This window comes from Niallia circulans NBRC 13626, from assembly GCF_001591585.1.
Taxonomy (GTDB): domain Bacteria; phylum Bacillota; class Bacilli; order Bacillales; family Cytobacillaceae; genus Niallia; species Niallia circulans.
Genome location: NZ_BCVE01000036.1, coordinates 1 through 22,999 on the forward strand (window position 1 = coordinate 1; position 22,999 = coordinate 22,999).

At 36.1% G+C, this 22,999-nt stretch carries 22 protein-coding genes and 1 riboswitch; of the genes, 5 read left to right on the forward strand and 17 right to left on the reverse strand.

Annotation, left to right across the window (positions count from 1 at the left end; all coding sequences use genetic code 11):
* The 3 genes from BCI01S_RS23590 to BCI01S_RS23600 all read left to right on the forward strand — a co-directional run.
* A partial coding sequence (locus BCI01S_RS23590; protein WP_082810138.1) for an IS3 family transposase occupies positions 1 to 850 on the forward strand: 850 nt, incomplete at its 5' end.
* Between the two features lie 285 nt (positions 851 to 1,135).
* Positions 1,136 to 1,672: a sigma-70 family RNA polymerase sigma factor gene (locus tag BCI01S_RS23595; protein ID WP_047944676.1), complete on the forward strand. Its 537-nt coding sequence runs from the start codon at positions 1,136 to 1,138 to the stop codon at positions 1,670 to 1,672.
* Entirely contained in the window at positions 1,644 to 2,612 is a 969-nt protein-coding gene (locus tag BCI01S_RS23600; protein ID WP_235844568.1) for a DUF4179 domain-containing protein, read from the forward strand. The genes BCI01S_RS23595 and BCI01S_RS23600 overlap by 29 nt, the downstream gene beginning before the upstream one ends.
* A 190-nt stretch (positions 2,613 to 2,802) precedes the next feature.
* Here the strand turns inward: BCI01S_RS23600 and BCI01S_RS23605 are convergent, their stop codons facing one another.
* The 17 genes from BCI01S_RS23605 to BCI01S_RS23680 all read right to left on the reverse strand — a co-directional run bounded on the left by BCI01S_RS23605 (position 2,803) and on the right by BCI01S_RS23680 (position 18,834).
* Complete coding sequence (locus tag BCI01S_RS23605; protein ID WP_047944674.1) at positions 2,803 to 3,108, reverse strand: hypothetical protein; 306 nt, start codon at positions 3,106 to 3,108, stop codon at positions 2,803 to 2,805.
* A gap of 224 nt (positions 3,109 to 3,332) precedes the next feature.
* Positions 3,333 to 4,004 carry a 5'-methylthioadenosine/S-adenosylhomocysteine nucleosidase family protein gene (locus BCI01S_RS23610; RefSeq protein ID WP_047944985.1) on the reverse strand — a complete coding sequence of 224 codons (672 nt, stop codon included), beginning with the start codon at positions 4,002 to 4,004 and terminating at the stop codon, positions 3,333 to 3,335.
* Positions 4,005 to 4,292: 288 nt separating this feature from the next.
* Positions 4,293 to 4,589, reverse strand: a complete 297-nt coding sequence (locus tag BCI01S_RS23615) for a hypothetical protein (RefSeq protein ID WP_047944984.1) — start codon at positions 4,587 to 4,589, stop codon at positions 4,293 to 4,295.
* Between the two features lie 339 nt (positions 4,590 to 4,928).
* Positions 4,929 to 5,360 carry a VOC family protein gene (locus tag BCI01S_RS23620; protein ID WP_047944983.1) on the reverse strand — a complete coding sequence of 144 codons (432 nt, stop codon included), beginning with the start codon at positions 5,358 to 5,360 and terminating at the stop codon, positions 4,929 to 4,931.
* A 122-nt stretch (positions 5,361 to 5,482) separates the two neighbouring features.
* Positions 5,483 to 6,469 carry a two-component system sensor histidine kinase NtrB gene (locus BCI01S_RS26085; RefSeq protein ID WP_061801258.1) on the reverse strand — a complete coding sequence of 329 codons (987 nt, stop codon included), beginning with the start codon at positions 6,467 to 6,469 and terminating at the stop codon, positions 5,483 to 5,485.
* Complete coding sequence (locus BCI01S_RS26090) at positions 6,438 to 7,451, reverse strand: response regulator (protein ID WP_061801259.1); 1,014 nt, start codon at positions 7,449 to 7,451, stop codon at positions 6,438 to 6,440. The genes BCI01S_RS26085 and BCI01S_RS26090 overlap by 32 nt, the downstream gene beginning before the upstream one ends.
* Before the next feature lie 67 nt (positions 7,452 to 7,518).
* A complete protein-coding gene (locus tag BCI01S_RS23635) occupies positions 7,519 to 10,209 on the reverse strand; it encodes an ATP-binding protein (protein ID WP_061801260.1) in 2,691 nt (896 codons plus the stop codon).
* Between the two features lie 317 nt (positions 10,210 to 10,526).
* Positions 10,527 to 11,132: an NAD(P)-dependent oxidoreductase gene (locus tag BCI01S_RS23640; protein ID WP_167555749.1), complete on the reverse strand. Its 606-nt coding sequence runs from the start codon at positions 11,130 to 11,132 to the stop codon at positions 10,527 to 10,529.
* A complete protein-coding gene (locus BCI01S_RS23645; RefSeq protein WP_047944979.1) occupies positions 11,113 to 11,880 on the reverse strand; it encodes a sirohydrochlorin chelatase in 768 nt (255 codons plus the stop codon). The genes BCI01S_RS23640 and BCI01S_RS23645 overlap by 20 nt, the downstream gene beginning before the upstream one ends.
* A gap of 2 nt (positions 11,881 to 11,882) precedes the next feature.
* Positions 11,883 to 12,653, reverse strand: coding sequence for a uroporphyrinogen-III C-methyltransferase (gene cobA, locus BCI01S_RS23650; RefSeq protein WP_047944978.1), 771 nt, complete (start codon positions 12,651 to 12,653; stop codon positions 11,883 to 11,885).
* A 108-nt stretch (positions 12,654 to 12,761) separates the two neighbouring features.
* Entirely contained in the window at positions 12,762 to 13,367 is a 606-nt protein-coding gene (cysC, locus tag BCI01S_RS23655; RefSeq protein ID WP_047944977.1) for an adenylyl-sulfate kinase, read from the reverse strand.
* Positions 13,368 to 13,381: 14 nt separating this feature from the next.
* The gene (gene sat, locus BCI01S_RS23660; RefSeq protein ID WP_061801263.1) at positions 13,382 to 14,530 is read right to left on the reverse strand and encodes a sulfate adenylyltransferase; all 1,149 of its coding nucleotides are present in this window, start codon (positions 14,528 to 14,530) and stop codon (positions 13,382 to 13,384) included.
* A gap of 50 nt (positions 14,531 to 14,580) precedes the next feature.
* Positions 14,581 to 15,657, reverse strand: coding sequence for a sulfate permease (gene cysP, locus BCI01S_RS23665; protein WP_047944975.1), 1,077 nt, complete (start codon positions 15,655 to 15,657; stop codon positions 14,581 to 14,583).
* Positions 15,658 to 15,676: 19 nt separating this feature from the next.
* The gene (locus BCI01S_RS23670) at positions 15,677 to 16,393 is read right to left on the reverse strand and encodes a phosphoadenylyl-sulfate reductase (RefSeq protein WP_061801266.1); all 717 of its coding nucleotides are present in this window, start codon (positions 16,391 to 16,393) and stop codon (positions 15,677 to 15,679) included.
* Positions 16,394 to 16,545: 152 nt separating this feature from the next.
* Positions 16,546 to 16,674 (reverse strand): YezD family protein, encoded by a 129-nt coding sequence (locus tag BCI01S_RS25050; RefSeq protein WP_235973290.1) that lies wholly within the window; start codon positions 16,672 to 16,674, stop codon positions 16,546 to 16,548.
* Positions 16,675 to 16,867: 193 nt separating this feature from the next.
* A riboswitch (SAM riboswitch) is annotated at positions 16,868 to 16,973 on the reverse strand.
* A 208-nt stretch (positions 16,974 to 17,181) separates the two neighbouring features.
* The gene (locus BCI01S_RS23675; protein WP_047944970.1) at positions 17,182 to 17,769 is read right to left on the reverse strand and encodes an ECF transporter S component; all 588 of its coding nucleotides are present in this window, start codon (positions 17,767 to 17,769) and stop codon (positions 17,182 to 17,184) included.
* 171 nt (positions 17,770 to 17,940) lie between these two features.
* Positions 17,941 to 18,834 (reverse strand): LysR family transcriptional regulator, encoded by an 894-nt coding sequence (locus BCI01S_RS23680; protein ID WP_061801268.1) that lies wholly within the window; start codon positions 18,832 to 18,834, stop codon positions 17,941 to 17,943.
* Positions 18,835 to 19,253: 419 nt separating this feature from the next.
* On the opposite strand from BCI01S_RS23680, the gene BCI01S_RS23685 reads away from it, so the two are divergent.
* Together BCI01S_RS23685 and cysI are read left to right on the forward strand one after the other, a co-directional pair.
* Positions 19,254 to 21,071: an assimilatory sulfite reductase (NADPH) flavoprotein subunit gene (locus BCI01S_RS23685; RefSeq protein ID WP_061801270.1), complete on the forward strand. Its 1,818-nt coding sequence runs from the start codon at positions 19,254 to 19,256 to the stop codon at positions 21,069 to 21,071.
* Between the two features lie 29 nt (positions 21,072 to 21,100).
* Positions 21,101 to 22,825, forward strand: coding sequence for an assimilatory sulfite reductase (NADPH) hemoprotein subunit (gene cysI / locus BCI01S_RS23690; protein WP_061801271.1), 1,725 nt, complete (start codon positions 21,101 to 21,103; stop codon positions 22,823 to 22,825).
* The last annotated feature ends 174 nt before the right edge of the window (positions 22,826 to 22,999 follow it).

Consider the following 22,999-nt stretch of genomic DNA (forward strand, 5'->3'; position numbering starts at 1 on the left):
AATTGTCCTCCAATTAGTACAGACATTACGAAAAAAATATACTGTATCAGCTATTTTATCTGCTTTACATGTTCCAAGATCTACGTATTATCGCTGGGCATCTTCGCAACCAATGGAGTTATCTAAGGAGGAGGAAACAATTATTTCCCTCTGCAAAGAAACAAAGTACCGATATGGACACCGGAAGATCAAAGAGCTGTTAAAGCGTAATTATCAAATTAAATTAAACCGTAATACTGTTCAACGGATTATGCAAAAATATCATCTTCAGTGTAGAATAAAGCAAAAGAGAAGGTGGAAATCACAGGGGGAATCGGTCATTGTTGCGCCCAATTTATTACAGCGAGAATTTTATGCAAGCAATCCTAACGAAAAATGGGTAACGGATATTACCTATATTCAATATGGTCCAGATACTTTATATTTATCTACCATCATGGATTTGTATAACAATCAAATCGTTGCCTATAAGCTTTATCCCCATCAACAAACTTCTTTAGTAATGGATACCTTGGATGAAGCACTAGAAAAACGAGGGAATCCTGAAGGAATAATCATCCACTCCGATCAAGGCAGTGTCTATGCTTCTTATGCGTATCAAAGTCGGGTCAGAGAGCAAAATTTAGTCAGTAGTATGTCACGCAGAGGAAACTGTTGGGACAATGCCGTCATGGAGTCCTTTCATTCTAATCTAAAATCAGAGGAATTTCAGTATGTTAAATTCCATTCTTTATCTTTAAAAGAAGTAAAAGAGCGTGTAGATCAATTTATGAGATATTATAACGAAGAACGTATTCAAGAAAAATTAGGCTACCACACACCAATAGAGTTTGGTAATATGGCAGCCTAAGAAGGTGTTTTATTACTGTCCCATATTGCTAGGTCAGTCTAGATTACTTGTGGCTTTTTAATATACTCCCAAACTTTTATTTGGGAACGTTTATTAAGCTTAACTTGTATACTTTATACTAGTGTTGAAATCCTTGTTGTACTAAATAACGCCTCTAATTGCATTTTAAAGTAGTGTAAACTAAAGTATTAAAACAATTCCAAATTACAGGTTTCTAAAATCTTTTTAGATTTTGAAACTTTATCATACAGTTATTTGCTCTAATAAGTGAAAGGAGGTCAGCTCATGACTAATAAAGCTCATCTAGCTTTTAAAGCTATTCATGGAGATCAGCTCGCGTTTGAGGAGTTATTAAAAATTGAAAGTGAGAAATTATATAAAATCTCCTTTCTCCATATGCAAAATAAAGAAGATGCATTAGACGTAATTCAAGAAGCTACCTGCAAAGCTTATTTATCAATCACTCAACTGAAGGAACCAGCCTACTTTAGCACGTGGCTTGTAAAAATTTTAATTCGTACAGCTTACAGAGAATTAGAACGTAAAAAGAAATCGATTGCCTTACCAGAAGAAACAATCACCTACATTCTAGAATCGAACCAAAAGGAAGAGCCTACCCTTGATTTATCAGAACCTCTTTCTACATTAAAGTCAGAATATAAGAATGCCATTTTATTGTTTTATTATTATGATTTACCGATTCACACCATTGCCAATTCGATGGGCAAGCCTCCATCGACAATAAAAACGTATTTGCGAAGAGCAAAACTAGTATTAAAACAAAAGTTAGGAGATGACTACTATGCACAAAGATTTACATAACATTGAAGTGCCAAAAGAAGAAGTTTTCCAAGCAATTCGTTTAGGCATTGAGCAAGCGCAACTGGTGGAGAAGAAAACGAAACGTAAAAAGATGACAAAGCGCATGACGTATTTTACGTCTGCAGCAGCAGCTATGCTCCTTGCTTCAGGCTTTATTTTTATACCTGTTTCGTATGTATTGGCACAAGTCCCGTTAATAGGTGGCATTTATGAAAAATATCAAATGTCGATTGGTGAACAACTTGCCGAAGAGCAACTACTTACTGAAACGTCACTCATTGCAAACGATCAAGATGTTCAGGTAGAAATCACATCTGTTTTTTATGATGCAGCATATGTTGGCATCACATTTAAAGCAACTGGTGCAGTGAAGAATACAATAGGTGGCAATCAGGGACCAGAAGCTGGTTTTACCTACGAAATGTTTGATGGCAAAGACGTGTCTACATGGGGTGGTTCACTGGGGGCATTGACAAAAACTGAAGGTGGTTATACAGGTGCACTTATTTTAGATGTTCCTTCTGATTTTACTGAAAATGTCATCTCGTTACCTATTACATTTACGCATATGGCGGGCATTCGAGGAGAATGGTCATTTGATTTAGCTGCCGAAAAGCTGCCGTCCAAGCAACAACTCATTAATCAACAGGTTATTTCTCAAAATAAGGAACTTAACATTACATTTGAGGATATTCGAATTGGCCAAACGAATGCAACAATTTCTTATTCAGTTAACTTTGCACAAGCTTTTGAAGGGCAAACTTATACTTTTGAAGCATATAGTATGGATGGAAAAAAAATAAGCTTTAATCATATTAGTGATAGCACTCTTTTATTAGAGCTACCTAGAGACACAACTTCTATAAAAGTCGTTCCTGTATTAAAAATTAGTAGTGCTGAAACAGAGCAATTGAAGCCTGTTATAATTGATTTAAATTAACGAATAGTAAAACCCGTTCAGAATGTTTTGAACGGGTTTTATAAATTCTTATTGAGTAACATTCCATTCAGAGGTGGCTAATAATGCCACCACTTAATTGGATGTCTAGGTTAGTTACCAAAGTGTCATTTGGGAATGTTATTATAATTGAAACTGCATATTATATAAATTTTACTACACTTCAACATCCTTAAAATCGGATTGCTTTTTTAGGTAATGTCTTTGGAACTTCTATTAACCGTGCGACTTTTTTCCCTTTAGTAAATCTGACATTATTCAACCAATAGACAAAAGCATCTGTACGGTAACTAACTCCATAAACAGGATTTCCTTCTTCATCTTGATAATGTATTTCCCAATAAGGATGCTGGTTCTCTCGGTCAAATAGCCAAATCCAAAAATCTCTTTGTAATCGCTTAATATTTCTCCCGACTTTTGCAGGACAAATCATATACTCTATATCATCATCATAATCAAGTCCGACTTTAACAATCATGTTCCATGCCCACCTTTTTATGTAATGGATTTACAGAATAATATTACCATAAATGTAATTATGTATTTTAGGTTCCCAAAGCGTCGTTTGGTAGGTTTTTTACTTAGCGTTGTAAATCTACGATGTTCCTTGTTGCGCTAACCTGCCCCGTTTCTACAATAAGGATTTCAACAGAAGCGGGCATTAATCCATCAACATCATCTTTCTATTGACTTTAAATCAATTTAAATAAATCTCTTTAGATATTCCCCAAATATTTTGTTCATAACTTTTGGTGTGTTTTCTAAATATACATTAATTTGTTCAATGTTTGATTCGAATTTATTACAGTTTCTTTCATCTGTTGGGAAATCAGATATTCCTTTAATGATAATGCATTCAACATCATTCTTCTTACAAATATAAGCAATAGCACCCGCTTCTGTATCTGCTATTGTTATTTTGTTTTCTTTTAGTTCTAAATAGTCCTTCCACATAACTACTGCTTTATCAGCGGTGGCAATTGTTCCAGTATAAAAATCATTTCCGTATTTCGATAGATCAATATCGACTATGAAGGATTGTTTAATAAGAGGTTCAATTTCTTTTACTGTACAATCATATTGAACGGCTTTATCAGGTATAAAAATATCCAAATTACTGAATTTATCATCTATTCCTGCACACGTTCCAGCAACGATTACTTTAGTTAAGTTAAATTTAGAAATCATATACTGATTTCCACCGACACCATTTACTTTTCTTACACCTGTGCTATAAAAAACAAGTTCAGTATCATTTATTGTTGTTGTAAAATACTCGCCATAAGGATAACCGAAACATTCGTTATCTTCTATGCTAAAGTATTCTAATGTCGCTTCATATTCCCACTTTGTTGCAATGCTTATTCCTATCATTGACTTATCACCCTACAAATTTAAATTGTCACTATTGAATTCATATAAACGGTCTGAATCTTCTTTACTATGTTTATGTTCATCGTTAATTCGTTATTAATATGTAAATATCCTTCTTCCGCTAACCTGCCCCTATAGCGACAAAAGAAGCATCTTATTTATTATAGGAATGTAGCACGATCTTTCTAAAGAATTTTTCATTAGGTTTTATTGATAAATGTTAAAAACACCACTAGAGCAAAAATAATAAACTTAGGGAAACACTATTTAGGGCTTGCTACTCAAGATTTATTCTAAGAATGGTTTAATTAATTTCTGAATTTCATCGTCATCCAATCTCTCGGACATTTCTTCTAAGAACTCTCCAACCGGTAATAACTCCACTGAAAAATCCTTATATAGCTCTTTAGAAACATGCTTTAAAACTTTATAGTACTCTTCAGCTAGTTGATATAAATCATTCTCTTTGGTATCCCTTTCTGGTAGTAACCTATTAAATATATATAACCTTTCAATAGTCATCTCATAGTTATTTAGCAGGGCAGTTATTGGGTCTGGAATTGAAAGTGTTTTTATTTCAGTCATGTATATCCCCCTTCGCATATATCTACATAATTTCTAAAAAGCGAAATTTTCATTATAAATCTGATTTACTAGCCATATGGATTACATCATCTTCTGATAAATTTAGTAAGTTCATTTAAATATTCACCAAAAAATATGTAAATCCTTCTTTCACTAACCTGCCCCGTTTCTTCCATAACTATAGAATAAACAAGTTAACATAATCAAATAATTATAGATTCTCTTAATCACCTACATTTACTGAAAAAAACTCTATCCTAATTTAATTTAAATATTAAATGTCTTTTAATCCAACTTTCCTTTAAATAATCAGTCTTTATTTTAAAACGCCATTTCCTTTTAAAAATCAATCATTGCTCCTCTTTCATCAAATACAGAATCAGGATTCCAAGCAACTTCCCAGAGATTATTTTCTGGATCGGCAAAATAAGCTGTTCTTCCGCCCCAAAAGGCATCGCTTGCCTCTCTAATAATCTTCCCGCCTGCTTCTTTGACTTTTTCCATCACTGCGTCTACATCCTCAAGGGTATTTACATTAATAGCAAAGGTAGCCCCTCGATAACCCTCCATAGGATTTTGCAGTTCTACTCCTGCATCCTTCGCTAATTCCTCTAATGGAAACAATGTTAGCAAAACACCTGCTGTCTTAAAAATAGCATATTGATCAGAGCTTGATTCCTTTTCCAGCCAGCCAAGCCGCTGATAGAACCTTCGCAATTCCGGTAACCGTAATGCTCCTATAGTAAGCAATGAAACTCTTTGTGGAACCATTTGCAAAAACCCTCTCTTATTATTTTTCTCCTCTACATTCTGTTTCCCTTTAGAAAAACCCTCTTATAGTCAATTTTTTGTCATAAAAAAGAAAAATAAAGAACTGCTAGCTGAGCAAATCTCTATTTTCCTTCCTCTATCTCAAAATACACGGAGAATTTTGTACCAGTCTCACTTGTATGCACTTTTATTCTTGCCATATGACGCTCAGCAATTCGATAACAAACCGCCAGTCCTAGTCCTGTCCCATTATCCTTTGTTGTAAAGAAGGGGGTTCCTAGCTTTTTTAATATTTCTTCATCGATTCCATTGCCGCTATCAATGATTTCCAACACAAGATACTTTCCTTTACAGAATGTTTTTATCGTAAGAATTCCTTCTGGCTCCATAGCCTCTAAACCGTTTAGAGCAAGGTTTAATAAAAGCTGCCTTATCTCTTTCTCATCCAAAAACAGTTCTGGACATTCCTCTAATTGAAGGTTCACCTTCTTTCCTGTCAATAAAGCTTCTGCATTAATTAAAGGAAAAATAATTTCAATAATTCTATTTAACGAATATAATCGTTTATCGCTCGTCTTATTTTTAGCTAATGTTAGAAATTCCTTGATGATTTTATTTGCTCGATCTAACTCATCAATCATGAGCTCCATATGTTCTAGCGAAAGGTTAGAAGGATTTGATTTTCCAATTTGCAGGAATCCATGAACGGTTGTCATCGGATTACGAATTTCATGGGCTATTCCAGCTGCCATTTCACCAACTAAATTTAATTGATCAAGTCTTGCCATTTCTTTTTCAAATGCTATTCTTTCTGTTATGTCATTTAACACAATTAACACACAATTCTTCTTTTCAATCGTTATAATCTCAGTGGATAGTAATCCTTGCTTCTGTTCTCCACTTTTCAACATGAAATTGACTCTTTGATTTTTAAAAGGAGTCAGCCATTCTTCTTCACGAAAATCCTCTTCTATGCCATTAATTTCCTTCGATATTTCCCACTGATAAGAATCATCTTTCAACTCTTCGATTGTATAACCAGTGCTAGTTACCCAGTTATTGTTTACAGCAATAAAACTAGGGTTTTGTAACGTGCGGATTGCCATCATACATGGACTCGCCTCGAATATTTGCCGAAAGCGTTCTTTCTTCTACAGCATGCTCTAAGCGATCAAGTTGCTGCTTTCTTAATAATTCTACTTCTTTTCTTTCAGAAATATCACGAATCGTACAAACAAATAACTGATAATCCTCTACCATTGCATCTCCAATGTAAATATCCACTGGAAAAACAGTATGATTCTTCCGCTTCGCCTTTGCTTCTATCATTCTGCCGATTAACTTAGGAACCATCATTTCAAATGTAATAGGTGTTTCCCCAGATATTTCTGATTCAACAGAATGTAAAAGCACTTCAATTGAAGCTCCTATAAGGTCTTCTTCCACATAGCCAAACATTCTTTTCACACTTGGATTAACACTGATTATTGTTCCTTCTTCGTCAAAGGTTACAATAGTGTCTTGTAACGCCTTCTGTAACACCGAAGAAAATATGGCGTTTTTTGTTAAATCCATTTTGGTTATTCTTAATTCCTTATTCATTTTCTCCAATTCTGACGTTGTTTGCCAGTTCATTTCATGGAGGCTTGTCGTATGACTTTCGAAAATTTGCACAAACTGAGCCACTTTGCTTCTTAATGCTTCTGGATTAAATGGTTTGACGATATAATCGATTGCCCCTGCTTGATAGCCTTGTGTAATATGATGAATATCTTGACTGATAGCAGTAATAAAAATAATAGGAATATGTCGAGATTTTTTTCGTTCTTTTATTAATTTTGCTGTTTCAAACCCATTAAGACCTGGCATTTGGACATCGAGCAGAATTACGGCAAAATCATATTTCAAAATGCATTTTAAAGCTTCTTCACCGGATTTAGCAAAAACTAAATGATAACGTGGAGAATTTAAAACTGCTTCTAAGGCCATCAGATTTTCTTGTAAATCATCTACCATTAAAATATAGATTGGTTCTGATACGGAAGGTGATAGTTTTTTCTTTTGTTCTATAGATTGAGCCGAATACTGCATAAATATATGAAGCCTCCTATCTATTAACAAGCCATTTACCAATGAACCCCGATACTACTATCGCCTATTATTCTTTATACAGCCAAACTTGAATAAGCGAATATAATTGCTCTAAATTAACTGGTTTACTAATATAATCAGATGCTCCCGCTTCCATGCACTGTTCTCGATTATGTTTCATTGCCTTTGCTGTTAGGGCAATAATTGGCAGCGTTTTAAATTCATCTTTTTCCCTGATGATGGAAATAGCCTCTAAACCACTCATTTCTGGCATCATAATGTCCATCAGCACAAGATCAATATCCGCGTTTTCCTCTAAAAGGCTTATCCCATCCTTCGCATTCTCTGCATACAGAATTTCAATATTGTATTCTTCCAATGCTGCATGGATGGAAAAGATATTCCGTATATCATCATCTATAATCAGAACTTTCTTCCCTATTAAATTGGCACTCTCATTTAGTTCAGTGGTTTCTACAAACTCATTATTTGTTACTGCAATTTGTCGATAACTTTCCTCAATAGATGATTGTTCTTTCATTGAGACAGTTTCCTTTTGTTTTTGGCGTTTTACAGGCAAATAGAGAGAAAACGAACTCCCCATTCCTTCAATACTCGTTGCTTCCAATTCCCCCCCGAGTAAGCGAGAAATCTCCTTACAGATAGATAAACCAAGACCAGTTCCTCCATATTTTCTACTAATGGTTCCATCTGCCTGCTTAAATGGTTCAAAAATTATATTCATTTTATCCATAGGGATTCCAATCCCTGTATCTTTCACAGTGAAGGATACGATAGACTCTTCAGCGATGTCCAACTTGGACTTAGCTGATTCCTCCAACCGAACAATCAGCTCTACCCTTCCCTTTTCTGTAAATTTAAAAGCATTGGATAATAAATTTTTTAATACTTGATTTAAACGATGTGCATCTGTCTCTATAAACGCAGGCACCTCTTTATCAATTTCCACAGAAAAATCAAGTTTTTTCTGATTGGCAATAGGAGAAAATTGACTTTTCAAGCAGTTTTGAATTTCTTCTATTTTTACTGGTTCCTCTATTATTTCCATCATCCCAGTCTCAATCTTCTCCAAATCTAATATCTCGTTTATTAATCTTAGTAATTCATTACCAGAGTAATAGATTGTCTGCAAATACTGGATTTGTTTTGTAGTTAAATTGTCATTTTCTTTTTCAACTAGCATCTGTGACAGGATCAGCATACTATTTAAAGGCGTTCTAAGCTCATGAGACATATTCGCCAAAAACTCCGATTTATACTGAGAGCTATAGATCAACTGCTGTGCCTTTTCCTCTAATTTCTTTCCTATCTTTTCTAGCTCTGCATTCTTTTCTTCTGACACTCTGTATTGCGCCTGTAATTCTTCGTTAATAGCCATTAATTCCTGCTGTTGGGCTTGTAGCTCCTCCGTCAAACGTTGCTCATCTTCTAGCAGTCTCTTTACTTCGAGTCGATTAAAAATACCGTGAATGGATATACCTAAGTATTCCCCTACCTCTTTAAGTAAGCTTTTTTGAATCGGTCGGAAATATTGCAAAGAGGCTAATTCTACAATTGCTAATACTTTTCCTTCATAGGAAATGGGCTGAATAAGCACTTGTTTTGGTTCTGCCTCTCCCGACCCAGATTTAATCTTTATGTATCCACTGGGAATATCAATAAGACTGATGCTTTTATTTTCCTTTGCGGCCTGTCCGACTAGACCCTCACCAAGTTGAATAATGGCTTGTCTATCTTGTTTATCAAAAGCATAATTTGCTATTTCCTTAAGATAGCGGGCATTTCCCTTCTCGTTTAACAGATAAAAAACACCATATTGCGCTCCTACAGCAGGAGTTATTTGACTAATGAAGTAGTCTGCAAGAGATTCCATCGTTTCCACCATTGAAAAACTAGTTGTTATTTCTGCCAACCGTGAATCAAGCCAACTTTGCTCCTCTGCCTTTGCACGGCTTTCAATTTCATCTCGAGAATACTTTTCTAAAGTTGTTACCATTTCATTAAAGGCACGAGAAATTTCTCCTATTTCATCCTTCGAATCAATTTCCAACCTTGGAAACTTTATTCCTCTTTTATAGGAAACACCGGACATAACTTTGGTAACTTTATGTAGATTTTTCGTTAATCCTCTGATTAAATAAATGGCCAATGCAATACTGCATATTACTCCGACTATAATATAGACATATGTCATTAATACGACAATATCATATGTTTTTTTTGAATTTTCTAGTTCTTCTTGCATCTCTTTAATCTGAGCACTATAAAGCGAGCTAGCGATTTGTAACAATCGATTTTTTTCATCACTTTCTCTTGCCCAAAAATTGGTGTTCATTTTTTTATTCTCAGCTTCAACTATTTGTTGACCCTTTTCTTCAAATGGTTTATATAATGTCGAGAATTTTATTAATAAATCCTGTGTTTCATCCCTTTTATCATTTTCTGTTAAGAAATTATGCGCTTTGTTTATCTCCTTTCTTGTTTCTTCCATTTGTCTCATTGTTATTTCATTGAGTGTTTTAGAGGATTGTGAGGATAATTCATATATCTGTCTACTTAAGTTTGTCACTTCATTTTTTAACGTATAAGCTGCATTTATTCTTTCTGTTTTATCATGTGCAAGAACATGCATTTTGTCATTTTGCTGTCGAAGCATACTCATAAGTACAATAATTAGGATCGTAATGAAAACAAAGATAATGCCTAAACCAACATAAAGCTTTGTACTAAATCTCATGTATCCTCCTATCAATCTACCAGTTTACAAGAATTAATAATAAAATATGGAAACTTGGGAGATTATTTTTGGTAAACAAGCATGATTATTTATAAACAAGGATGACGTTTCTTACGTTATGTAAATAATTCCATTCTACAAAAATTATATGTTAAATATGGTAATGACACAATATGATAATTGGATGAAACTAGGAGTATCAGGGTGGGGAACTAACGTGTTTGGAACGTAAAAGACTCTTTTATATGTAATTTATTGGTATACGGTTGATTCCCCTTAATTAGACATAAGAAAAACTCCTAAACACGAGTACTAGCTTAAAAGTTTAGGAGCTTTTCATAATAAGTATGGCGCAAAGTAGCTGAATCTATATATGACTCATCTAATATTTCCGTTAGAATAGCATTAGACACATCAGAAGAAAGCGATCTTTGTTTTATAAGAGTCCGAACTTCATATAAAAAATCAATATACGCAATATAATTTTCATCATACGTTTGCTGCCATTCCTCTTTCAGCTTTTTTGCCAGTTTTGGGCTTGCGCCATTAGTGGAAACACTTAAGTGAAGTCGCCCTTTTTTAAAGCTAGCTGGAATCTGACAGTTTCCTTCTTCAAAAGAAGAAGCATCATTCACTAAGCAAAACGATTTAATTTGTTTGGCGATACGATTATTTTCTTGTGAATCATTGGTTGCTGTAATAGTTAGAAAGGCATGGGTGAAATCTTCCTCTTTCCCTTTTCGTCGCAGCAGCTTTATTTTCCTGTCCTCTGAAAGATCTTCTATTTCAGTACAAACTTCGGGACTGATTACTGTTACACTTGCTTCTTCTTCTAGAAGCATCAACACCTTTCGATAGGCAATCTTGCCTCCACCAACTACTACACAATGTTTATCTTTTATATCAACTAGTAATGAAAGCATATTCATTCCCTACCATCATTTCGTCTATTCTTTCTTTTAATATTCCAGCTATCAATGGATTATAACCCAAATAAGGGGCGAGTTCGTATTCTTTATGGTCACTTTTTATTTTATTAATAGTTTTTTCCATTGACTTCATCAAAATCCCCGTAAAAAGAAGATAGGGAATTACCAACACATGGCGATAGGAAGAATGTTCTGCCATTTGCAGCGCTTCTTCAAAGCTTGGTTCTGCAGCAGTTAAATAACAATCCTGTACAACGATTTGCTCCACTTGTTGTTCAATTAAAGCTGCCATTTTTCCTAAATCTCGTTTTACATCGGGATCACTGCTTCCTCTTCCAACAAGTATAACAAGCATTGTTTCATCACTTTCTTTATAAAGAGAAGCACTACGAATTTTGTCTGCAGCAATTTTAACCATTTGAGGATGAACTCCAATCGGTTTTCCATATTTCATCTGGACATGCGGATATTTCAGTGAGAGCTTTTCTAATACTTCTGGAATATCTTTTTTGGCATGGGCTGCTGTAAGAAGCAAAACGGGTATGATATAAATAGTGGAAGCACCCTTTTCTACACATTTTTGAAAACCTTCTTCAATGGAGGGATCAGATAATTCTAAGAAAGAATATTCTTGTATGCCTTTGAAACCATTTATCTTCATACACTTTTCAATAAAGGAGACAGCCTGCTCGCTTGCTTCCTTTACCCTGCTTCCATGACATATATATAATATTGCTTCCATTATCAAACAACCTCTTTCGGAATGGTTTCACCGAAGTTTTCCTCAAACCATTTAATTTTCTCTCTCATTTTTACTACTTCACCAATCACAATCATACAAGGATTTTCAATTCCTCCTTTTTCAGCATCCTCTATTACATGGTTAAGATCAGTAATAATTGTCTTTTGTTTAAAGGTTGTTCCCCAATTGATGAGTGCAACTGGTATTGTACTTTTTTTTCCAAAGGACAAAAGCTTCGACTGAATATAGGGTAGATTTTTCACTCCCATATAGATGGCAAGTGTATCAATTTGAGAAAGTGCTTCCCATTTAATATGGTCTTCCTCGCCATTTTTTATATGACCTGTTACAAAGGCAAAAGAAGAGCCATAATCGCGGTGGGTCACTGGGATACCCGCATAACTGGGAGCAGCAATGCCTGCAGTAATTCCTGGTACTATTTCAAAGGGGATTTGATTCTTAGCTAATTCCTCTGCTTCTTCCCCGCCCCTTCCAAATACAAAGGGATCACCACCTTTTAGCCTTGTGACAATTTTCCCTTTTTTCGCATGTTTTACTAGGGTTTGATTGATCAATTCCTGTTTCATGGCATGATGATGCGGAAGTTTGCCGCAATAAATCAGTTCAGCCTTCGGTTTCGCATATTCTAATAACTCACGATTCACTAAACGATCATATAAAATTACATCGGCATTTTTGATGCATTTTAATCCTTTTACCGTTATTAAGTCCGGATCTCCTGGCCCTGCACCAACTAGATATACTCTCCCCATTTTATCCACCCTTCTTGTTGTTCGGATCCATTAAAAAGCGGGGAAAGGAATTGACGATGAACGAATGGTACTTGCAAGGACCATGCTCCGTTTTTCCCTTTCCCAATATTAAGAGATATAATATTCTTTTTCTTTTAAATATTGTACGATTTGTTCTACACATTCTTCAATAGAATGTTTTTCTGTATCCACGATTAATTCTGGCTGAAGCGGCTCCTCATAAGGGGAACTAATCCCTGTAAAGTCTTTTATAACTCCTTTTCTTGCCTTCTCATATAAGCCTTTCGGATCCCTTGCTTCACATGCCTCTATAGAACACTTTATATATATTTCCACAAACTCGTTTTCTTCTAATAAAGCTCTTACTCGATCACGGTCTTCTCGAAACGGAGAAATGAAGGCAGTTAGAACGACTTGCCCACTATCAACAAATAGCTTACTGACCTCACCAATTCTTCTAATGTTTTCTTTGCGGTCCTCATCCGAAAATCCTAAATCTTTATTAATTCCAAAACGAATATTATCTCCATCTAGGACATAGCTATTTGTCTGGTCTTCAAATAATCTTTTTGCAACAGCATTTGCAACCGTTGATTTTCCGGAACCAGATAACCCTGTAAACCATAGAACATAGCTATGATGCTTATTTTTTTCTCTTCTATCCTTCTTTGTTACTGCATGGTCATGCCATGTAATATTTGTACTTTGGCTCAAAAGTTCTCTCTCCTTTAAGAATGGATTTCTTGTTTTTGTAATCCTTTTATTAACACTTCCACTACTTCTTTCCGACTAAATGTACTTGGTGGAATCTCTCCATTTCTTAAAAGCTCACGAACCTTCGTCCCAGATAAAATTTCATGATGTTCCTTGCCATGTGGACAAGTTTTTGTAGAAGCCATGTTCTCACATTTTTTACAATAGAAACTATGTTCAAAGAATAATAGATTAATACCTAACTCTTCTTGTGTAAATTGGTCAAAAATTCTTTGGGCATCATAGGTACCGTAGTAGCTCCCTACTCCAGCATGATCACGGCCGACGATAAAGTGAGTACAGCCATAATTCTTTCTCACCATCGCATGGAATATCGCTTCTCTTGGTCCTGCATAACGCATAGCAGCAGGAAATACAGCTAGAAATACACGTTCTTTTGGATAGTAACTTTTCAATAGCACTTGGTAGCTTTCCATGCGAACATCTGCTGGAATATCATCCGCCTTCGTTTCACCTACTAATGGATTTAAGAATAGACCATCCACAATTTCAAGTGCTGATTTTTGAATATATTCATGTGCACGATGAACAGGATTTCTTGTTTGGAACCCGACTACTGTCTTCCATCCCTTTTCTGCAAATATTTCTCTCGTTTCTGCCGGATCTAAGTAAAAACTGCTAAAATCCGTTTTCTCTACTTTCTTTAAGAGTTTAATCGGACCGCCAATATATATATTTCCACGATCAAACATTTTCTTCACACCTGGATGTGCTAAATCATCTGTACGGTAAACAGAAACAGCCTCTTTATTTTTATCTGGAATATAAATATCCTCTACTGTCAGCACACCATATACTTCACCTTCATGGACTAGTTTTACCGTATCCTGAAGTTCAATGGTATCTGATTGTTCTTTTGAAATGGGCAATGTAATAGGGATGCTCCAAACCTCACCTGTTGCTAAGCGCATACTCTCTACCACTGCTTCATAATCTTTTTGGGATAAAAATCCTGTAAGCGGGCTATAGGCTCCATTTCCAATCAGTTCTAAATCACTAAGTGCAATAGTATCAATTTCTAGCTCCACCTTTAGTTCAGAGACATCATAATTAGGATCGTATAAATTAATTAATTTTCCACCATGTGGTTGACTTAATGACATTTTTTAGCACACCTTTCTTTTTTCGGACCTTTTCTTATAAATGATTTCCGTTAAATTCCGCCACCATCTTCATAAATAGTACTGTTATCTTCACGAATCGTTTTCATTAGGCTTATAATTCCAAGTGTAGCAATACATACACTAAGAATAATAAGTACATTATAGATATCTGCTTCAATAAATAATTGCACTAAACCGTAAGAAATAACTAATGATAGGACTGGTGAAACAATCCATACCTTAAAAATTCTTAACACTAGTTTCTTCTTCAGAATCTCATATCCATTCTTCGAGACACCTATTCCGATAATGGCAGAGCTAGTTACTTGCGTTAACGGAACTGGTATTCCAAATATAGAAGCTATTGTCACTAATGTCGCGCCCGTGCCAGAAATTAGTCCTCCTTCCAGCTTCGTGAATTGGACAATTTTCTTTCCATTTGTCTGCAAGACTCTTCCCCCTAACAGAAAAGCGCCGATTGCAATAAAAAATCCACCCACTACTACTCCTGTTTGCATGGATATCATGTCAGCGCCAACTAATGGTCCAATAGAGTTTGCAACATTATTCATTCCCGCAGAGAAAGCTTCAAAGCACCCAACGATAATAACAAAAATAGACAAGTATTTTTCATTACTCGGATTGCGAATCCATTCATTTTGATTCTCAAGCTTTCTTACATATTTCCCAGCCCATAGAGCTATAAAAAAAGAAACGATTGGAACAAGAAGCCAAAAGAAGACAATCCATAATATATTCGCAATATATAAGCTTTTAAAAGCCACACCTACTCCTACTACACTGCCAACTGTAATTTCACTTGTTGATAATGGAATCCCCATTATATTAGCTATAAATAGGGAGAGTGCAGCTGATGATAAAATGATTAAGACAATTTTGGCATCAAGGATACTACTCGGAATTAATCCTTCCCCAACTGTTTTTACTACTTCACTCCCGCCAATTACCGCTCCTAGAAAAATCGCTACCGCACATATAAGCAGAGCAACTCTCTTTTTTGGTATGGCGCCTGATCCATAGGCAACACCAAGGCTTGCTGCTGCACCACTTGCACCAATGTTCATTGCAAAAAACAATGACATAATACCTGCTAAAATAATGATCATTTCTTTGTACCTCTACTCATTATTGTAAGTGTAGCCCGCATTCTGTTTTTCCTTTTCCCGTCCATCTTCCAGAACGTAAATCATCCATATTAATAGCAGGCTGGGTACATGTTCTGCAGCCAATGCTCGGATAACCCTTATCGTGAAGAATATTGTAGTCCAAAGAGTACTTATGGGCATATCTCCAAACATCTTTCCATGTCCAATGAATCAGTGGACAAACCTTTATGGATTTAAATTTATTATCCTTATTTAGATATTGCGTGTTTTTTCTTGTTTCTGACTGTTCTCTGCGAAGTCCTGAAATCCAGGCAATCGGTTCAGACAGCACTTCATGTAAAGGAACAACCTTGCGAATCTCACAGCATTTATTTGGATTAGTTAACCAAAGTTCTTCTCCATATTGTGCAGCCTGTTCTTCTAACGTAATGGCTGGTTTTTTCATTTCAATTTGCAAATCTGGATACCGCTGTTTCACTTTTTCAATTAATTCATAAGTTTCATCAAAATGTACATCTGTATCTAAAAAGACAATACGCGCGTCCTTTTTTATCTGCGAAATTAAATCGATAAGAACAATCCCTTCAATTCCAAAACTACAAGCATAGACAATATCCTCTCGGTACGTATCATAAGCCCACTTTAAAACCTCTAAAGCTCCCTTTGTTTCCGTTTCACTTGAAAAGTTCACAGGAGGATACGTATCAATAGTTTCATAGGTTAATAACTGACTCATTAAAAATCCTCCAATTTAATAATGGTATTTTGTTCGTGGATTATGTGCCCAAAATATAAAAAGAGGCAGCTTTAACCCACTTTCTCAGTTAAAGTTGCCTCTAGTTTGTCTAGTCAGCTTCTTTATCAAACGCCTTAAACAGGAAATTCTTATTATTTCCCTAAGCGTATCTTTTCATTTTTTTCGATTTGAATAATTTTTCCATCCTGTACGACTAATGTGACCGATCCAAATTTCATTGTGTTTAGAATTTGCTCTAATTGAATTTTCACTTTGTCCAGCTGATTTGTTTCCCCCACCAACAAATCCCTCCTTAAAAAAGGTGAAATCTTACTAAACCATTTGAATAGCGTTTACGCCAGACATATTTTTGAATCGAAAACGCCTATCAAAGGAATGCTCGACCATCGTAAGTGAAATGCATTTACGATTAAAAAAATCCTTCCATTTGGAAAGAGTTGAGTATTATTCCTTACCCTCTCTTTCAAAATGGGTATCCATTTTGTTGGATTTTGCACCTTGCATCCAGCAAGTTGCCAGACTTCCTTGGGCTGATTCTCTCCATCTCTCTTGAAAGGCATTGTTATTTTCTAAATTTTATCATAATTGCCATTATTGTCAATAAGTTTTTCTAGTTGTTTAGTCGGGATTAATGATTTATTTCCTAGTATTTTAGGGGGAATACTTTTCTTATTATAGAAAAAAATATAGTATTAGTGAATGTCCTATTACTATTGTTGGCAAAAATAGCTGATTAGCACTAGACTATATCAGCTATCTTTCCATTCTTATTTTTTTCGTATCTTTAATAACGGCTTTGCAATGATAGGTGTTAAAATACCTGATAAAATTGCCTCTGGGACACCATTTGTACCAACTACAGCTAGTATCGCCGGCAAGAGATCTTCCACATTCACGCCAATTGCGTTTGCATACGGCTCTCTTACAAATAAATAGACAAAACCTAGCACAAGAATTGTATTGATTAGAGATCCTATCACACCCGAAATGCTCATTGCTACTGTCTCATTCATTTTGTCTTTCAGCACCTTATAAAATAACAGTCCTGCCACTACTCCAATCATTACTCTAGGAAAAACAGATATTAACGGATTGGTAAAAATAATCGGAGCAAGAACACTTGTCGGATAAGTGAAAGCACGAATAAATGTGATGATGCCCCATACTCCTCCAATAATTGCGCCTTCTAATGGTCCTAAAACAATCGCTGCGATAATAACTGTGATCTGAATGATTGTTATACTAAGTACAGGAGTCGGAATATACCCTAATATTGGAACAAAGGTTTGAATAATAATAATAGCCGTAAGAAGTCCTAGTAGAACCAAACGAGTAGTTTTATTTTTTTTCTTCATCTGCAAGTAGTTCTCCTTATGTGGAAAAAGCATTATCCACTTTTCCCTCAATTTAATAAAATTCCTTTGTTATCATACTACAAATACAAGTATTTTTTCTATGATAATAAGAAGGATTTTCTGCATTTTCCTTAGGATGGGGTTAATTACTTGCTGTTATACATTATCGGATTACTCGGTATAAGGAAAAGTCTCTTTAAGGGTTTCAATAAAGGTGATAACATTTTGTTTCTCCTTCATAATTGGAGCAAAGAGATAAGATAATCTCCTTGTAAATCGCGTTTTTGTGACTGGAATAATACTTAGGTTTCCATTCTTCACATCCCTTTCTATCACACTTTTGGATAAGAGTGATAAGCCATTGCCATTAATAAGCGTTTCCTTGATGCCTTGATTACTGCTAATGGTTAAAAAGGATTCAGCTCTTAACCCATTGGATCGAATAACATGATCTAAGTACTCTCTTGTACCCGATCCAAGCTCTCTTGTAATCCATGTCTGATCATGGAGTTCAGAAATGGAAATGCCTTCCCGAGTCGCAAGTGGATGATGAACAGATGCCACAATAAATAACTCATCCTCCATAAATGGCACCACCTGCAATTCCTTATCATTTGTTTGTCCTTCAATTAAACCGATATCTACTTCATATAATCTTACCGCTTGGACAATTTCTTCTGTATTACCAATCGTCACTTGAATTTGCAATTCAGAATGCTTTCTTTGCAGATCAAGCAGTAATGCAGGAAGAATATATTCGCCGATCGTAAAACTAGCACCTATTTTTAATTCACCCTTAATCGCATGATGATGCTCTAAAATATGCTGTCTCGTCTGGTCATATAAGCGTATCATCTGAATGGCACAATCATAAAGCATTTGACCGGTGGGTGTTACTTTTAAATATTTTGGTGAACGCTCCAATAGTTTTGTTTGAAACTCCTTTTCCAGGTTTTTAATATGTAGACTTACACTCGGCTGACTCATTAACAGCATTTCTGCTGTCTTTGTAAAATTCTTTACTTCAACAAGCGTCACAAATGTTTTTAGAGCTTCATACTGCATTTTTCCTCCTCCTTTTCGCTAATAGGAAAATTAATTATTAAGAATACTAATAGTTGCTATTAGTTATATGTATTTTACTAATTCTTTAATTTCCAGTAAAGTACAATTAGAATACATCTCATACGAGGATGCTTAAGGCGGCTGCTTTCATGTATGGATACCTTAACGCCTATCAAGCTTTCGTCACATGCTTAAATTAATCTCCAATTAGATACTAATCTATTTATTTAGAAAAACAATATCCCTTGCTTGTTCTAATTAGTAACAAGCTTCTTTTGTATTTCTAATCCGATTTGTCTGATAGGATTAATAAAATACAGAGTGACAATCCTCCCTCTTCATTATAAAATGAATTGCAAGAATTATCCCACTAATCAAATAACAATAGGGAATACCATTATCTATGCGAGGTGAAAGTGTTGCAGCTTCAAGTAATAAATAGTCCTTTTAATCAAGAACAAACAGAATTATTAAACCGTCTTTTACCAACTTTAACTGAATCACAGAAAATTTGGCTAAGCGGGTATTTATCTGCTTCCACTGCAATCGCAGCATCAGCAGAACCTATCTCCAATACTGCATTAACAGAGCAAAAGGCAGCTGAACCAATTACAAAAGACATTACGATTCTTTTTGGATCCCAAACTGGAAATGCACAAAGCCTTGCCAAAAATCATGGCAATCGTTTAAAAGAATTAGGGTTTAATGTCACTGTCCAGTCAATGAGTGACTTTAAACCTAATAATCTTAAAAAAATACAAAATCTCCTTGTTATTGTTAGTACTCATGGAGAAGGCGATCCACCAGATACCGCTATAGCCTTCCATGAATTCTTACATGGAAAGCGAGCACCTAAGCTGGAGAACTTCCAATATTCCGTGTTAGCGCTTGGTGACAGCTCGTATGAATTCTTCTGCGAAACAGGGAAGCAATTTGATAAGCGTTTAGAAGAATTGGGTGGAACAAGACTTTATCCACGTGTGGATTGTGACCTTGATTATGATGAACCAGCTAGTGAATGGTTCGAAGGCATCGTCAGCAGCTTGAGCCTTCAATCAGAATCAACCGCTCAGTCCATAAGTATAACACCACCATCTCTTCTAGATTCTGGTTATTCTCGCAGCAATCCGTATTATGCAGAGGTACTGGAGGTCATTAATTTAAATGGACGTGGCTCTAATAAAGAAACATTGCATGTAGAGCTTTCGCTTGAGGATTCTGGAATCTCTTACGAACCAGGTGACAGCCTAGGAATATTCCCAAATAATGACCCAGAATTAGTTGATCTTTTAATACAAGAATTAAGCTTTTCTCCAACAGAAAGTGTCACAATCAATAAACAAGGAGAAGTTCTGGCTTTTCGAGAAGCTTTATTAACCTATTTTGAAATTACAGTTTTAACCAAACCATTGGTAGAGAAATTTGCAAAAATAACAACCAATCCAGCTTTAGAAGACTTACTTGCTAAAGGAAATGAAGATAAATTAAAGGCATATATAAATGGGCGTGACTTATTAGACCTTATTCGAGATTATGGGCCAATTGAGGCAGATGTGCAGACATTTGTAGCCTTGCTTCGTAAACTGCCTACCCGCCTTTATTCGATTGCCAGCAGCTACAAAGCAAACCCTGATGAAGCACATTTGACGATTGGCGCCGTTCGTTACCATGCAAACGGACGAGATCGTAATGGTGTTTGCTCTGTTCAAATAGCGGAACGTATTCAGCCAGGCGATAAACTGCCTATCTATATACAAAACAATGAAAATTTCAAACTTCCGGAAAACCCAGATACTCCTATTATTATGGTTGGTCCTGGGACAGGAGTGGCACCCTTCCGTTCTTTTCTGCAGGAAAGAGAAGAAATCGGTGCAGAAGGAAAAGCATGGCTATTCTTTGGCGACCAACATTTTGTTACAGACTTTCTCTATCAAACCGAATGGCAAAATTGGCTTAAAGATGGGGTGTTAACAAAAATGAGTATTGCTTTTTCCCGCGATAAAGCGGAAAAGGTATATGTGCAGCACCGGATGCTGGAGCATAGCAAAGAGTTATTTGAATGGCTGGAAGAAGGAGCTGTTCTTTATGTTTGTGGAGACGAAAAGCATATGGCGCATGATGTTCACCAAACACTCCTTACTATTATCCAAAAAGAAGGCAAAATGGCTTTAGAAAAGGCTGAGGAATATATAGCTTCTATGACTCAAACCAAGCGTTATCAACGTGACGTCTATTAAATAGTTGGCAGGAAAGGAGTTTTTCGAAAATGGCAAAACAAGTATTAAAAGCACCAGATGGACCACCAAGTGATGTAGAACGAATAAAAGAAGAGAGTAATTATTTACGTGGCACATTGAAGGAATCCATGGAGGAAGAATTAAGCGCTGGTATTTCAGACGATGATAACCGCTTAATGAAATTCCACGGAAGTTATTTGCAAGATGATCGTGATATACGCAACGAACGCGCTAAGCAAAAATTGGAGCCTGCCTACCAATTTATGCTGCGAGTTCGAACACCGGGTGGAGTAGCTACACCGGCTCAATGGCTAACAATGGATGATCTTGCACAAAAGTATGGAAATAAAACATTAAAATTAACGACACGCCAAGCTTTCCAAATGCATGGCATTTTAAAATGGAATATGAAACAGACTATTCAAGATATACACCAATCCCTACTTGATACAATTGCTGCTTGTGGCGACGTCAATAGAAATGTGATGTGCAACCCTAATCCGTATCAATCAGCTTTGCATAGTGAAGTGTATGAATGGTCAAAAAAATTAAGTGATTATTTACTGCCTCGTACACAAGCTTATCATGAGCTCTGGTTAGATAAGGAAAAGGTAGCTTTCACTCCAACTGTCGAGGAAACAGAAGTGGAGCCAATGTACGGAAAATTATATTTACCTAGAAAATTTAAAATTGGTATTGCCGTTCCTCCTTCCAATGATATTGATGTTTTTTCCCAAGACCTGGGGCTAATTGCCATTACGGAAGAAGAAAAATTAGTTGGATTTAATGTTGCCATCGGCGGCGGAATGGGAATGACCCATGGAGATAAAGCAACCTATCCTCAGCTTGCAAAAGTTATTGGATTCTGTACACCTGAGCAAATTCTTGATGTGGCAGAAAAAGTAATTACGATTCAACGTGATTATGGAAATCGCTCTGTTCGAAAGAACGCCCGTTTTAAATATACCGTAGATCGTCTTGGTCTAGATACTGTAGTAGAAGAGCTAGAAAATCGCTTAGGCTGGAAACTTCAAGAAGCAAGAGAATTTCAATTTAATCATAACGGCGACCGCTATGGCTGGGAAAAAGGCATTAAAGGAAAATGGCACTTCACTTTATTCGTGGAAGGCGGCCGCATTAAAGATTATGAAAATTATCCATTAATGACAGGCTTGCGCGAAATTGCTAAAGTACATACTGGCGACTTCCGGTTAACAGCCAATCAAAATCTAGTCATTGCGAATGTCTCCAGCCGTAATAAAAGGCAAATCGCTCATTTAATCGAGCAATATGGCATTATGGATGGAAAACGTTTCTCTGCACTGCGTCGTAATTCTATTACTTGTGTATCCCTGCCAACCTGCGGGCTAGCGATGGCAGAAGCAGAACGATACTTACCAGTCTTAATCGATAAGATAGAAGAAATTGTGGATGAAAATGGGCTTCGTGATGAAGAAATTACAATCCGTATGACAGGCTGTCCAAATGGCTGTGCCCGCCATGCATTAGGGGAAATCGCCTTCATTGGAAAGGGACCTGGAAAGTACAATATGTACCTAGGCGCCGCCTTTAATGGTAGCCGCTTAAGCAAACTCTATCGCGAAAATGTTGGCGAGGAAGAAATCCTTTCAGAACTTCGCGTACTGCTCCCGCGCTATGCGAAAGAAAGAACGGCAAATGAACATTTTGGAGACTTTGTTATTCGCGCTGGCATTGTTAAAGAAGTAACCGACGGTACAAACTTTCATGATTGACAGATGAGTCATTGCACCACTTTAATCGTTTTGATTGGGTGGTGCTTTTTTGTGGTTGGAATTGGAGGATGGGGGGTGTTTGATTGGGTGGTTGAGGTTTGGCTGATATATTCGGAGTTTGGCTGATTCCCTCTCTACTTTGGCTGATATATTCGGAGTTTGACTGATTCCCTC

Coding starts and splice junctions, on each gene's coding strand:
- BCI01S_RS23595 (WP_047944676.1), top strand. CDS start 1,136: ATGACTAATAAAGCTCATCTAGCTTTTAAAGCTATTCATGGAGATCAG.
- BCI01S_RS23600 (WP_235844568.1), top strand. CDS start 1,644: ATGACTACTATGCACAAAGATTTACATAACATTGAAGTGCCAAAAGAA.
- BCI01S_RS23605 (WP_047944674.1), bottom strand. CDS start 3,108: ATGATTGTTAAAGTCGGACTTGATTATGATGATGATATAGAGTATATG.
- BCI01S_RS23610 (WP_047944985.1), bottom strand. CDS start 4,004: ATGATAGGAATAAGCATTGCAACAAAGTGGGAATATGAAGCGACATTA.
- BCI01S_RS23615 (WP_047944984.1), bottom strand. CDS start 4,589: ATGACTGAAATAAAAACACTTTCAATTCCAGACCCAATAACTGCCCTG.
- BCI01S_RS23620 (WP_047944983.1), bottom strand. CDS start 5,360: ATGGTTCCACAAAGAGTTTCATTGCTTACTATAGGAGCATTACGGTTA.
- BCI01S_RS26085 (WP_061801258.1), bottom strand. CDS start 6,469: ATGATGGCAATCCGCACGTTACAAAACCCTAGTTTTATTGCTGTAAAC.
- BCI01S_RS26090 (WP_061801259.1), bottom strand. CDS start 7,451: ATGCAGTATTCGGCTCAATCTATAGAACAAAAGAAAAAACTATCACCT.
- BCI01S_RS23635 (WP_061801260.1), bottom strand. CDS start 10,209: ATGAGATTTAGTACAAAGCTTTATGTTGGTTTAGGCATTATCTTTGTT.
- BCI01S_RS23640 (WP_167555749.1), bottom strand. CDS start 11,132: ATGCTTTCATTACTAGTTGATATAAAAGATAAACATTGTGTAGTAGTT.
- BCI01S_RS23645 (WP_047944979.1), bottom strand. CDS start 11,880: ATGGAAGCAATATTATATATATGTCATGGAAGCAGGGTAAAGGAAGCA.
- cobA (WP_047944978.1), bottom strand. CDS start 12,653: ATGGGGAGAGTATATCTAGTTGGTGCAGGGCCAGGAGATCCGGACTTA.
- sat (WP_061801263.1), bottom strand. CDS start 14,530: ATGTCATTAAGTCAACCACATGGTGGAAAATTAATTAATTTATACGAT.
- cysP (WP_047944975.1), bottom strand. CDS start 15,657: ATGATCATTATTTTAGCAGGTATTATGTCATTGTTTTTTGCAATGAAC.
- BCI01S_RS23670 (WP_061801266.1), bottom strand. CDS start 16,393: ATGAGTCAGTTATTAACCTATGAAACTATTGATACGTATCCTCCTGTG.
- BCI01S_RS23675 (WP_047944970.1), bottom strand. CDS start 17,769: ATGAAGAAAAAAAATAAAACTACTCGTTTGGTTCTACTAGGACTTCTT.
- BCI01S_RS23680 (WP_061801268.1), bottom strand. CDS start 18,834: ATGCAGTATGAAGCTCTAAAAACATTTGTGACGCTTGTTGAAGTAAAG.
- cysI (WP_061801271.1), top strand. CDS start 21,101: ATGGCAAAACAAGTATTAAAAGCACCAGATGGACCACCAAGTGATGTA.